The sequence below is a fragment of the Streptomyces sp. NPDC057854 genome (assembly GCF_042797055.1).
Classification (GTDB): domain Bacteria; phylum Actinomycetota; class Actinomycetes; order Streptomycetales; family Streptomycetaceae; genus Streptomyces.
Genome location: NZ_JBHVMF010000001.1, coordinates 180,527 through 194,139, shown reverse-complemented (window position 1 = coordinate 194,139; position 13,613 = coordinate 180,527). Strand labels below are relative to the sequence as shown.

Annotated in this window: 5 protein-coding genes; 1 reads left to right on the top strand and 4 read right to left on the bottom strand. The window is 72.3% G+C overall.

The features are described from left to right. Positions 1 to 150: 150 nt before the first annotated feature. The 3 genes from ACFVQZ_RS00865 to ACFVQZ_RS00855 form a co-directional block, all read right to left on the bottom strand. The gene (locus ACFVQZ_RS00865) at positions 151 to 1,668 is read right to left on the bottom strand and encodes a DUF4246 domain-containing protein (protein ID WP_383618563.1); all 1,518 of its coding nucleotides are present in this window, start codon (positions 1,666 to 1,668) and stop codon (positions 151 to 153) included. Positions 1,669 to 1,738: 70 nt separating this feature from the next. Beyond that, positions 1,739 to 2,590, bottom strand: coding sequence for a hypothetical protein (locus tag ACFVQZ_RS00860; RefSeq protein WP_383618562.1), 852 nt, complete (start codon positions 2,588 to 2,590; stop codon positions 1,739 to 1,741). An 87-nt stretch (positions 2,591 to 2,677) separates the two neighbouring features. Next, entirely contained in the window at positions 2,678 to 10,057 is a 7,380-nt protein-coding gene (locus ACFVQZ_RS00855; RefSeq protein ID WP_383618561.1) for a DNRLRE domain-containing protein, read from the bottom strand. Positions 10,058 to 10,279: 222 nt separating this feature from the next. On the opposite strand from ACFVQZ_RS00855, the gene ACFVQZ_RS00850 reads away from it, so the two are divergent. Further along, positions 10,280 to 11,446, top strand: a complete 1,167-nt coding sequence (locus ACFVQZ_RS00850) for an esterase-like activity of phytase family protein (protein ID WP_383618560.1) — start codon at positions 10,280 to 10,282, stop codon at positions 11,444 to 11,446. 88 nt (positions 11,447 to 11,534) lie between these two features. Here ACFVQZ_RS00850 and ACFVQZ_RS00845 read toward each other — a convergent pair whose 3' ends face one another. Then, positions 11,535 to 13,427, bottom strand: a complete 1,893-nt coding sequence (locus ACFVQZ_RS00845; protein ID WP_383618559.1) for an ATP-binding cassette domain-containing protein — start codon at positions 13,425 to 13,427, stop codon at positions 11,535 to 11,537. Positions 13,428 to 13,613: the final 186 nt, after the last annotated feature.

The window sequence follows — 13,613 nt, the reverse complement described above, 5'->3', positions numbered from 1 at the left end:
CTTCCGTGCGGCGACTGCCTCCAGGATACGGCATGAGGGAAAATATCAGCTAAGGCCGATAGGCGGCGGGTGCAATTAAAACGGGGGCGGGATCGCGCCGGCCCCGAGGCGCGCCCCGGAGCCGGCGCGCGGCCCGTCACCCCCCGTGCGTCAGTGCTCGCAGAGCGAGAACTCCCGCTCGTACAGCTGCTCGTTGTGCTCGTCGACGAAGAACTTGCGCTCCCGCATCAGCTCCTCGCGGTACGCCTCGGCCTGCTCGCGCGTCATCGTCGAGGTCTCCGCCCACGGCTGCTGCGGCGGCACGTCGGCCGTCGACACGATCCGCCGCTCCGGGTCGACCAGGAAGAACGCCAGGATCTTGCGGTGGCCCGGGCGGGTGGGGTCCGCGAGGCGGAACGGCTCGACGCGGTGCTGGAGGACGTTCGGGAAGGCCAGGCAGCGGCCCTCCGGCGTCGACGCCGACCCCAGGACCTGGTTCAGCGCGTTCTCGTCCTCCAGGCCGTACACCTCGCGCATGCCGGCCTCGTCGTTCTGCTCGTACTCCGGGTCGTCGATCCCCGCCCGGAAGGCCAGCCGGCTCTCGGTGATGTTCTCGCTGTCCCAGTAGAAGAGGGCCGTCGACACGATCCGCTCGTTCAGCATCCCCTCCACGTGCCAGGAGCCGCCGGCGTACCCGGGCCGCTCCGGCGTGAGGTGGATCGTGGCCAGCTTCACGATGACCTGGAGGCGCCGGCCGCGCAGACCGACCCGGGCGGACGCGTCCGGCACCTCCGGCGCGGTGAACTCCGGGGCGTCGGGAACGGCGGGCGTGCGGTTGTCGTACCAGGAGTCCTGCGCCTCCTCCCACGCGTCGTACGCCTTCTCGTAGGCCTCGTCGTCGGCGTAGTCGGAGGCGTTCGGGTAGGCCGGGTACTCCGGCTCGTGCGCGTACCAGCCGTACGGGTCCGCCTGGATCCGCAGCGGGCGCGGATGGCGCAGGTCCGTGAGCACGTTCTCCAGCAGCGGGAGCATCCGCCCGAACAGCTCCGGCAGGACGGACGCCAGCTCCCGGTGCCGCTCCGGATGGACGTTGTTGACGTACGACCGGAAGGCGACGGTCCCGTCCTCGTCCACGTCCACCTCGGACGGCAGCCACTGGAACCGCTCCGAGAACTCGTGCTTCGAGTAGCGGTCCGTCGGGTTGTGCCACGCCTCCTCGGGCCCGCCGCTCACCTCCCGCACCAGGCAGAACAGCGACGGGTGCACCAGGTCCAGCACCTGCCCGCCGGACCCCGGGTGCCAGTCCTTCTCCGCCTCCGGTATCTCCTCCAGGACCCGCACCGCCTCGCGCAGCCGGGACCGGAGGGCGTCGTCGACGAGCGCGTCCGACTGCCACACGCCGTCGACCGCCGACACCTCCACACCGTTCGCCCCGTCCCGCAGCGCGGCGTAATGGGCGAGTTCGGCGAGGACGTAGCGGACCTGGGCCTCGGTGAGGCCCTGCTCGACCGCCTCCCTCGCCCACCGGGCGGCGATCTCGGGGTCGTTCATCTTCTCGAACCACCCCGGCTTCGACCGGAGATGGGCGCTGCACCGCATCATCTCCAGTTCGCGGAGCGTCCGCGGACTGGCCAGGGACAGGGTGCGGGCGGCGCGGAAGGGCAGCGGGAACGCGGACGGGCGGGTCAACTCTCGTGGTCCTCACGGTCGGTGTCTGATCGCGTGAAGACTAGTTCAGGACACCGACACCGGCGGCCCGTCAGCCCCTGCGCACCTCGCGCGGCGCGTGGCTGTAGTGGGCGTGGCCGCGTTCGACCGCGACGAAGGCCAGTTCCGGGCCGGAGAGAAGCGGGGACAGGTCACCGTCGGCCACCCGCGTCGAACCGGAGAGCATCACCTCGCGCAGCGAAGGATGGCCGGCGAGCGGGGCGAGGGAGGCGATGTCGCCGCAGTTCTCCAGCTCCAGGCGCCGCAGCCGGGGGAGCGCGGCGGCGAAGCCGATCGTGTCGGTCTTCGCGCCGAGCAACGACACGTCCTCCAGCGCCGAGGCACCCGCCAGCAGTTCGGGGCGGGCGATCCGCCCGTCGTAGAGGCGGAGTTCGCGCAGGTCCGCGAGGAGGGCGGCGCCGTCGATGTCGGTGACGTGCCTGCGGCGCGTCTCCAGGCGGAGCTTGCGCAGTGCCGGCTTGGGTCCGAGCGCGGCGAGGGACGCGCCCGTCCACTCCGGCAGCACCAGGTCGTCGGGGGAGGCGAGCAGCGGAAGGGACCGGGCGACGACCGGCCACGGGGCCTCCAGCTCGCGGAGTTCCGTCAGCGCCGACACGTCCAGCTCCTGACCGGCCGACGCCGGCAGCCGGAGCCGTACGAGCGCGGTGCAGCGCGCCACGGGGGAGAGGTCCGGGATGCCGTCCAGGACGCGCAGGCTGCGCAGTCCGGGGACGCCGGGCAGGAACCCGAGGTCGGCCGCGGGACCCTTCTTCCGGGCCGCGGGCGCCCCGACGACGAGCCCGTCGCACGTGCCGTCCGCGAACCGTTCGGCGTACGCGGGATCCCACGGCTCGTCGGTCACGAACATCTCGGACCACCCGTCGCGCCGTCGGGCGATCTTCATGCGGGCTCCTCGCGGACTGCTCGGGGAAGGACGGGGGCGGAAAGCGGGACGGGGGGTGGGGACGGACCGTCCCCACCCCCCGCTCCGTCAGCAGTGAGCGTACTTCCTGGACGGGCGGATCTTGTTGGTCAGCCGCGCGCCGCCGTAGCACTTGTAGCGATTGTACAAGCCCTGTTCGAGCTTGCGGAGGCTGCCCTTGCTCCGCTCGTGGTAGCGGATGGACTGGACGTTGTTCAGCTTCCCCTTCTTGTCGTGCTGGTGCATGCGCCGGTGCATGTTCTTCGACTTGCCGACGTAGTACGAGCCGTTCTTGTACTTGATGACGTAGACGCCCCGCTTGCGGGGAGCCTTCCGGGCGTGCCGGTTGAGGTTGCAGCTGGCGTTGTGGACAAGGGCGTCCGCGGTCCCGTCGAAGACGAGGTACGTGTGGACGCCGCCGACGTTCAGGTTGAAGACGATCCGGTCGGCGAGCTCGCCGAGGTTCCGGACGGCCCGCACCGGGTGCGCCGAGCCGTCCGCCGACCGCAGCGCGTCGCCGGCCCTGACGTCGACGGCCTTCGTCCAGCCCTTGTCCTCGACCCACAGCGGGTGGTCCGCGGTCGCCGTGAGCGGCGGGGTCGCCGGGTCGAGGTCCGTGTCGATCGCCACCATGTGCTTGGTGCCGGCGCCGCTGTAGACCTCCAGGACCGGCTGCGCGGTGGTGAGGCCCGTCGCCGGGTCCGTCGCCGCCACCAGGTCACCGGGACGGACGTCGCCGATCGGCAGGTAGCGGCCGTCGGCCATCAGCACGGGCGTGTCCGGGGCGAACGAGTTGCACCGGGAGCGCCGGAAGGTCCGCTTCGCCCGGGACGCCGCGCGCTTGACGCGGCCGGCCTTGCGGAGCGCCCGCGCCGCCTTGAAGCCCCTGACGGCGAGGCGGCCCGCCGAGCCGAAGGCGACGCCCACGCTCATCTCGGCCGCCTTGCGCCAGTTGCCGGTGGCGGCGTAGGAGAGGGCGCCGACGGCGGAGGCGATGTTGCCGATGGGGCCGGGGATGTACGAGGCGATCTCCGCGACGCGGGCCACGCGCTTGAACATCTTCTTGAAGCTGAAGCCCCACTTCCCGTCGAGGTCCGTGCAGTTGACGGGGTCGCCGCTGCAGTAGTCGTACGGGTTGGCGTTGCCGCCGGGCTCCGGGTCGACCTGGAGGAAGCGGCCGAGCGCGGGCGCGTAGAGGCGGGCCCCCATGAGGATGACGTCGTCCAGCGCCTCGGAGGACCGCTGTTCGGCGCCGAGCCAGCCGTACCGCTGCGTGGCCTGGCCCTCGGCGGGGACGCCGAACTCGTCGAAGACGAGGACCTTCGGCGCCGTCGTCGCGGTGTCGAGAGTGACGGCCACGTCGCCGTGGAGGTTGGCGAACTGCAGCTCCACGTCGCCGGTCGCGGACGTGGTGGCGGTCAGGTCGCCGTCCGGCCCGGAGACGTTGCGGGTGAGGGTGCCCTGGGTGGTGTCCTCGACGATCCAGCGCGGCTCGTCGGAGTCGTCGCCGTAGTGGTTGAGCTTGCTGGTCGCGTTGGCCCAGGTGCCGTCCGGCTGCCGGGCCTCCGTGGTGAAGGCCGTGAACCGGTGGGCCGGGTCGAGGGTCCAGGACTGGCGCGTGTCGCCCTTCGTCTGGGAGGCGACCAGGTCGTTGTCCCAGTAGGTGTTCACCGAGCCGGTGCCGGTGGCCGTGGTGCGGCCGAAGGCGTCGTACGTGTACCCGTCGGTCAGCAGCCGGTCGGCGCTGTCGTACGCGCTGGTGGTGACCGTGCCGTCCGCCGTCGTGCAGGAGCCGTCCTCGGCCGGCGCGTACACCGTCTTCGAGGTGCGGTTCATGCGGCCGGTGACGCTCCGGCCGGCCTCGTCGAAGGCGTAGGCGCGGGTGGTGCAGCCGGCGACGGTGGTCTGGGCGGTCCTCGTCAGGCGGCCGAGACGGTCGTAGGTGTACTCCTTGCTGTCGGTGGAGTTGGTGTCGGCCGCGACGGCGCCCTGGGTCGTCATGTCCAGGTGCTGGCCGTAGACGACCTCGCCGTCCGAGGCGCGGGTGTACGTGCGGCCGGTGGCGGCGCCGCTCGCGTTGAAGGTGTCCTTGCGGACGTACCCGCCGGGGTAGGTCTGCTCGACCAGCTGCCCGTCGGGGCCGTACTTCGCGGTGAAGGTGCCCGCGACGCTGTCGGTCACCGAGGTGACCATGCCGCGCGGTTCCCGGGCGCGGTCGTAGGTGTAGGTGGTGGAGCCGGTGTCGTCGGTGACCTTGACCGGCTTGCCGAAGCGGTCGAACTCGGTGGTGGTCGTGCCGCCGTCGGCGTCGGTGTAGGACAGCAGGCGGTCCAGCGCGTCGAAGACCCGGGTGATGGTCTTGCCGCCGGCCGTGGTCGTCACCGCGTTGCCCGTCACCGGGTCGTACGCGGTGGTGACCTCCGGGAGGTCCTGGCCGAGGTCGCCGGTGATCTTCGTGGAGACGATCCGGTCGGCCGCGTCGTACACGGTGGTCGACACGCGGGTGCGGCCCGCGTTGGTCTCGGTGGTCTCCTCGACGTCGCCGAACCGGGAGTAGCGGGTGATCCGCTTCACCGGCAGGGTGTCCGGCATGCGGGTGGTGTCCGCGCCGGTGACCTTGCCGCCGGGCAGCGTGACGCACGGCTCGCCGGCCCACTCCGGGCGGTTGCCGCAGGCGGCGTCGTCCGGGTTGGCGCCGGCCGTGTAGAACACGGTCCGCACGGTGCCGGTGTCGGCGCCGTTCGAGCCGGGCCTGCGGGACTCGACCGCGCGGCCCGCCGCGTCGTACCGGATCGTCGCGGTCAAGTTCGCGCCCCCGGGCACGGCGTCCGTCGTCACCGACGTCTCGGCGCGCAGCGCCCAGCCGGAGGTGCCGCCGATCGGGGTGCCGTAGCCGGTCTTGGTGACCCGGACCTCGACGTCGTTCGTGTAGCCCTCGATGCGGGCGCCGTCGAGGGTGGTGGTCTCCAGGTGGTACGCGGCGCCGTCCGGCTTGCCCTCGTCGTACCGGTGCACGGTGTGCTCGCGCGCCACCACCGAGGCACCGGCCGCGATCGCCGGCATCGGCGGGTCGGCCTGGGCCGGCACCGCCTCGTCCAGCAGCGCGCGGAAGACCGGTCCGGTCTCCTCCAGCAGGTCCTGCCCGTCCCGGCTGTAGACGTTGCGGGAGTCGAGCAGCGCGGCGCGGGCCGCGGACCCGTCGGGCAGCTGGAGCTCGACGACCTTCTCGTCCACCTGGTCGCCGAGGCCGAGCGCCAGCAGGCGGCCGGTGGCGTCGAGGGTGCGGACGGTGTTGCCGAAGCGGTCGTACTCGGTGGTGTCGATGTCACCCGCCCCGGTCGGCGACCAGGTCGCGGTGTTCACCTCCTGCGCCGAGGCGTTCAGGTAGTGGACCGTGGCCTGCTGGTAGCCGTCCGTGCCGGGGGCGGTCGCGGTGGCCGTGTGCACGGCGGGGGTGGACTCGACGTCGAAGACGGCCGTCGCGTCCGTCGGCACGTCCGCCTGGCCCCACGTCGCGGCGCTCGCCCCGTCGAGGTCGTACGGACCGCCCGCCGCCTTGGTCAGCGGGACCTCGTAGACGACCGCCGAGGCGGTCTCGCCCTCGACCACGTCCTTGCTGCCCGGCTTCAGCGCCGGGCGGCGGACCTTGAGCAGCCGGCCCGGGTCCTGGTCGGCCCCCGCCTTGCCGTAGTCGAACATCCAGGGCAGCTCGCCCGCCGTGTCGATCTTCGACAGGCGGTTGCCGGAGTCGTACGAGTAGACCGTCTTGAAGACCGTCGTGTCCTCGGCCGACGCCTTGCGCGGGTCCCACGCCTCGACGAGCCGACCCTGGACGTCGTAGCGGTACGCGGCGACGTCCACGGAGTTCACGGCGTTCGCGGCCGGGTCCCACGACCAGATCCGCACGGCCTTCACGCGGTCGACGACGTCACCCGGCGCCGTGGCCGTGGCCGTGGTGGCGCCGGCGTAGACGTACTCCAGCACCTCGCAGCCGCGCGCGGGAACGGCGCCCGTGCACTGGCCGGTGTCGTCCACGCCCGGCTCGGCCTCGCCGATGACCCGCTTGACGAGGGTCCGGCCGTCGGTCGTGTCGTACGTGTACCGGCTGGTCGACGCCTCGTCCGTACCCGACACGGAGTCCACCACGTGGACGTCCGAGCCGGGCTGCTTCCGGAACCGGGTGATCGTGCCGTCGTCGTCGGTGAGGACGTAGTCGGCGCCGGACGCGGCCAGGACCAGCCCCTCCGAGCCGGGCTCGGGGCTGAACGTGCCGTCCGAGCTCTTGGCGAAGGTGATCGTGGAGTCGTCGTAGCCGGTGATGACCGCGACGTCCTTGCCGGGGAAGGTCAGCGCGTGCAGCTCGTTGTCGGTGACACCGCCCGCCGCGCCGCCGGCCCACTCCGGACCGAACGGGGCGACCAGCTCGCGCAGCGACAGGTGGTCGAAGTACACGGCCTTGCCCGAACCCGCCGGGAAGCCGTTGTACAGCCGCAGGAAGGCCGTCGTGGCGTCCTTCGGCACCGTGAAGTCGAGCGTCAGCTCGGCCCACGCGTCGGTGTACGGCACCTTCCGGGAGGTCGGCTCGACGTAGCCGCCCGGCGTGGCGAAGCCCGCGTACAGGCGCAGGCCGCGCGCGTGCTGCGGGGCGAGCCCGGTCGCCGAGGGCACGTACGCCCAGGCGGAGAACCGGTAGGTCCGGCCGGGCTTCATGCCCAGCTGCAGGGCGTTCTGGTCGCCGCCGACCATGGCGAACGCGTCGCCGTTCGCGTTGGTCGTGGGGACGACCTTCAGCGAGTCGGTGGAGCCGTCCTGGCCCAGCGTGGTGTCCCGGGTGAGGGTCGCCGTGGTCGCCGAGAAGCCCGTCAGGTCGGTGGACACGTCCTGCTGGTTGGCGGTCAGCCGCTGGCCCTGCGGCATCCAGCCGCGGTCCGTGCCCCGGGAGGAGGCGGTACGGGTCGAGGCGAGGCCGAACTCGTCGGCGTCCGTCACGTTGACCGAGTAGTCACCGGTCAGCAGGTTCACCGAACCCGGGCCGACCTCGTCGGTGGCGGCGCCGTCGGCGTTCGGGTCGACGGTGAAGCCGCGCCACTCGCTGATGTACGCGGGGTCCGCGTCGCTGCTGGTGTACAGCGTCGCGCGGACCTGGACGACACCGCCGACCTGGCCGAGGGTCTCCAGCACCGACCAGTTCGCGTACGCGCCGATCTCCGCGAGCGGCGTCTTCGCCGCGGTGACCGGGGTGTTGTCCTGCTTCGTCAGGTGCGCGAGCGGCACGTCGTAGACGGACGCACCGGGTCCGCGCCGCCACTGGTACGTGACGCGCGTGTACTTCGGCTGGGCGTCGACCGCGATCTGCACGCGCCGCGCGGTCACCGCGCCCTCCGCGGGCCGCAGCATCGCGCCCTGCCCGACCAGGAAGTCGTAGACGACCGCCATCGACAGGTTGCCGGCCCGGTCCTTCGCCTGGACCCGCAGCGTGCGGTGGCCGTCGGCGGCCGGCGTCACCGTCACCGACGCCGTCCCGGTCGCCGCGACGGTCACCGCCGCGGCGCCGTCCAGCGCGTACACGTACCCGGCCAGGTCCGTCGAGCCGGACGCCGGGGTGAAGGCGAAGGTGCCCGGCACCCCGCCGCCGCCGTGCCACTGCCCGTCCTGCGGGTAGTCCGCCGAGGAGACGAACGGCGCGCCGGGCTTGGCGGTGTCGACCGTGAAGGTCTGCCAGGCGGACCAGGTGCCGTTCCAGTCCTGCCCGTCGTAGACCGCCGCCCGCCACTTGTACGAGCCCGGTGCCAGGGCCGTGCCCGGCGTCCAGGTCGCGGTCGCGCCGGAGGCGACGTACGCCGAGGTGCCGGACTGCAGGGCGGCCGTGCCGGACGACGACCAGACCTCGAACGTCAGCCGGACGGTGTTGCCGTCGGCGTCCACGGCCTTCGCCGACAGGGTCGGCGTCGTGTCGTTCGTCGCCGCGCCGGTCAGCGGGGACAGCGGCGTCGCCGCGCCCGGCTTGGTGTTGTACGTGACGGAGATGTACGGGGTGTTGGAGGCCGCGTTGCCGGAGTTGAACTTCTTCCAGGCGAACTCGTCGGTCTCGTCCGTGGCCCGGATGCCGAGCGTGTTCGTGCCGTTGCCGTTCCCCGCCCACGCGGCGGCCAGACTGGTGATGTCCGTGCTCACCCAGCCGTCGGCGCACGAGGACGAGTAGCCCTTGGTGGCGGTGGTGGTGGCCCACTTCCGGTTCCAGTTGGGCTGCGCCGTCCAGCGCGTGGCCGTGGAGGCGGAGCTGGTGTCCCAGATCTCCCAGCTGCGCGCGGTGCACGACCAGGAGTGGAAGTTCCACAGGTTCAGGCTCGACGACTTGATCACCTTGCCGGAGATCTTCGCCATCGGGAAGGCCAGGAACGAGCGGGCGATCTGGCCTGCGCCGTTGTTGCCGAGCTTGAGCTCGGTCGAGGCCGACTGGTCGGAGGTGAACCCCTGCTGCACGAAGGCGTCGAAGCTCGCGCCGATGTTCACGGCCGGGTCGACCGTCACCGGGAACGTCGTCGCCGGGTCGGCGAGGAACGCCGCGTCCGGGGTGAGCGTGAGGTCGACGGCGTCGCCGTTCTGCGTGACCTTCAGGCCGACGTCGGCCCGGTTCTCGTGCTCGCCGGTACGCGGGTCGACGGCGGCGTCCCACATCACCGGCGCGGGCAGCACGCCCGCCTGCTTGCCGGTCTCCTTGTCCAGGAAGGTGACCGAGCGGTCGGCGTTCGCCCGGACCGTCAGGCCCTTGGCCTTCAGCGACAGCGTCACCGAACCGGTGGCGTCGACGGCGCTGCGGTCCTTCAGCTCCAGGAACTGCTCGAAGCCGGTCCGGGTCGACTCGATCACCATGTCGGTGCCGGTCGTCACCCCCGCGTACCGGGCCTCGGTGCCGTGCACCGTCGGATCGGGCAGGGCGCCGCGCCACGACAGGGTCATCTCGTGGCCCTCGCCGCTGTCGAGCGACACCAGCGGGACGGCCGGCGTCCGCTTCTCGCCCGGCTCGCCGCCCGACGCCTCGACGCGCGCGACCTGCTCGGGCGTCGACTCGCCCGCCAGGGACAGGTCCAGCGGGTGGCCCGCCGCCCGGACCCCACCGCCGGGCGCCTCGACCAGACTCGGGTCGACCGGCCGCCAGGTGCCGGAGTCGTCCTTGAACCGGACCGGACCCGTGTACGACTCCAGCGACATCGAGCCGTCCGGGTTGGCCCAGCTCGTCGTGGACTCGGTGCGCTCCCCAGTGACCTCGATCCGCCGGTCCTGCAAGCGGGCCATCAGCAGTGCCGAGGCGGCGTCCTGCGCCTCCGCCGGCCCCTTGACGTCCCGCGGCTCCTCGGCGGCGACCCGGTCGGGTGCCGCCGCGGACGCCATGCCCTCCATCAACCCGAAGGTCATCACCAGCGCCGTGGCCAGGGCTATGCGCCTCATCCGGCCGGGCGACGGCAGCGGATGCCGCTCACGCTCACGCGGAGCGGACGTCCGTCGTCTCATCTGTTCTCCCTTTGAATGATCACCTGTTGGTGACGAGGGAGGAATTTACCTCAAGCTTATAGTGTGTCATTTAGGGCTAATCGGCCAAGAGTTGGGCGGGTGGCAGCCCTACCCGATCGGGCGACTGTGCTCCGGCCCGCCGCCGGGCAAGATCATCGGGTGAGTTCTTCTCTGACGCGCCGCGCGTGCGCCGTAGCCCTGCTCCTGACCACCGCCCTGGCCCCCGCCGTGGCCGCCGCCGCCCAACCGGGCGACCCCGGCAAGGGGTTGGGGCGCGCCGTCCAGGCCCGCCTGCTCGGCGAAAAGACCGTTCCGCACAAGCTGCCCTTCCAGGACACCACCGTCGGCGGCCTCTCCGGCATCGACCGCAACCCGTGCACCGGCGAGTACGTCTTCATCAGCGACGACCGCTCGTACCTCCAGCCCGCCCGCTTCTACACCGCGAAGCTGGACGTGGACGCCGGCGGCGTCCACGCGGTCGACTTCACCGGCACCCACCCCTTCCGCCAGCCCGACGGCACCTTCTACCCGGCCCCGACCCTCGGCGACGGCAGGGCGGTCGACCCGGAGGAGATCCGCGTCGACCCGCGCAGCTGCTCTTACTGGTGGGGGCAGGAGGGCGACCGGCCCAAGACCGTCGGACCGCCCGTCGTCCAGCCGTCGATCCAGTACGCCTCGCCCACCGGCGCCTACCAGGGGCAGCTGCGGCTGCCGGCGAACTACACGATCACGATGGACGAGCGCGGCCCGCGCCGGAACCAGGCGATCGAGGCGTTCACCTTCGGCTCCAAGGGCAAGGTGGTGACGAGTGCGATCGAGGGCCCCCTCCTCCAGGACGGCCCGGAGCCCACCACGAAGAACGGCGCCCTGGTCCGCGTCACGCAGCAGAACCGCGACGGGAAGGTCATCGGGCAGTTCGCGTACCCGCTGGAGAAGATCTTCGCGGAGAACGACCCCGACAGCCCCTGGGGCCCGGACACCGGCGTCCCGTCCATCCTCGCCTTCCCCGACCAGCCGAACCGCTACCTGGTCCTGGAGCGCACCTGGGTCGCCGGCGCCGGCTACAAGATCCGCCTCTTCGACGCCACCACGCGCGGGGCGACCGACGTGCAGGCAATGGAGTCGCTGGCCGGACAGCCCGTCACGCCGATGCGCAAGCGGCTCGTCGCGGACTTCGACACGCTGGGCCTGTCCGCGGTCGACAACACCGAGGGCATGACGTGGGGCCCGGACCTGCCCTCCGGTGAGCGGCTGCTGATCCTCGTCAGCGACGACAACTTCGCCGAGGAGGCGATCACTCAACTCGTCGCCCTCGGCATCCGCTGACCCACCCGGCCCTCCGGCCACGCAAGGGGCGCCCGCCCGGACGAAGCCTCCGGCCGGGCGCCCCTTCCTCATGGCGGGGGAGCGCCGGTCAGCGGTCCTGGGACAGGGCGAGGAGTTCGGCGAAGGTGCCGCCGGCGTGCACCAGGTCGTCGTAGCGGCCCTGTTCGGTGATGCGGCCGTGCTCCATGACCACGATGTGGTCGGCGATCCGCGTGTTCTCCAGGCGGTGGGTGATGACGATGGTGATGCGGTCGGCGGCGACGGCCTTGATCCCCTCGAAGATCCGGTGCTCGCCCCGCGGGTCCATCTGGGAGGTCGGCTCGTCCAGGATCAGCAGGCCCGGCCGGCGGTACAGCGCCCGGGAGCAGGCGAGGCGCTGCCACTGCCCGCCCGAGAGCTCCGCGCCGCCGAAGATCTCCCGGGCGAGCAGGGTGTCGAGACCGGCGGGCAGGGCGTCGACGGCCTCGCGCATGCCGACGGCGTCGACCGCCTCCCAGACGGCGGCGTCGTCGCGGGTGCGGGGCTGGCCGAGCGTCACGTTCTCGCGGACGCGCAGCGGCCACTGGGCGAAGATCTGCGGGACGAGCCCGGTGTGCCGCCACACCGAGTCGGGGTCGGTCTCGGCGAGGTCGGCGCCGTTCCAGGTGACGCGGCCCTTGTCGGCGAGGTGGATGCCGGTGAGGAGGCGGGTCAGGGTCGACTTGCCCGAGCCGTTGGCGCCGACGATCGCCAGGATCTCGCCGCGCCGCAGCCGGAGCGACACCCCGTCGACGGCCGGGGTGTCCTTGCCCGGGTAGCGGTAGGACACCTCCTCCAGGCACAGCTCCCGCACCTCGCCGTCGACCGTGCCCGGCCCGCGGCGCGGGGCGCGCGCCCCGGCGTCGTCGAGGAAGGTCCGCAGGTCGGTCAGGTAGAGGCTGGTGTGGAAGAGGGCGGCGCCGTTGAGGATCACCTGGGAGAGCGCGGCCAGCGTGGTCTGCACGGCGACCACCGCCGTCGCGGCGAGCGCGACGGCGATCCGGCCGGTGCCGGCGAGCCAGGCCAGCGCGCCCCAGGTGACGAGCAGGAAGGCGCCCGCGACCAGGGACGACAGCACGGAGATGGCCAGCGTGCGGGGCGCGGCGGCCAGGGTCCGCCGGTCGCAGCGGTCGGACAGGGAGCGGTGCCAGAACAGCAGGTAATCGGTCATCGAGTTGGCCCGGACCTCGTCGCCGTACTTGGGGTTCGTGGACCACCAGCGCATCATGCCGCGCACGTTGCGGTCGGCGATGTTCGCGTAGTGGATCTCGTAGTCGACGCGCGCGGTGAGGACGGCGCCGACGCCCGCCGGGAGCACGGCGAGCAGCAGCAGCGGCAGGAGCAGCGGGTCGAGCAGGCTGACCGCGCCCGCCGCCGTCACCATCCTGACCAGCGCCGACAGGAACCGCTGAGCGTCACCGACCATCACCTGGGTGCGGATCACCCCCATCTCGGCGGCTTCCTGCCGGTCGGCGAAACCGTCCACGGCGTACGCCGACGCCTCGACGCGGCAGACCGCCGCGACCAGGGCGGCGTCCGCCTCGGTGGTGAGCCGCGGGGTGAGGATCCGCTCGGCGTACGTGGCCACGGCGCCCGCTCCGCGGGTGAGCCCCGCGGCGGCGCAGGCCACGACCAGCGCCGGCAGCGCCGCGTGCAGCCGCTCGGCGACGCTCCCCGTGCCGAGCAGCGGACGCATCGCGGCGGCCGTCGCCGCCAGCAGCACCGCGGCGGCGGCACCGGTGACCGCCGGACACACCAGGAGCAGCAGCACCGCCCGGCGGTCGATCCGCCAGGACATGCGGAGGATGTGGTGGAGCACCCTCGGGATCCGGCCGCAGAGCCGGGGGAAGGAGGCGGCGCCGAGGGGGTTCACGGAGTACTCGCCGGTGTACCGGATCTCCGCGGGCGGCGGGGGTGGAACCGTCTCGTCCGGATCGGTGACGTGGACATCTGTTGCGTTCAACTCTGCTCCTCGACCTGGGTGTTCCGGGTGCGGTGACGACGTCACGGGGGTCAACGACAGCGGTCCCGATATCGAACACGCGTGTTTGAGCCGAAGCCCGAACCCCGGGACGAAGCGCCCGTCGGCGGATGCAGGGCACACGGACCCTTGTTCGGCCTGGGGGTCGGCCCGTTCGTCGGTTGGCCG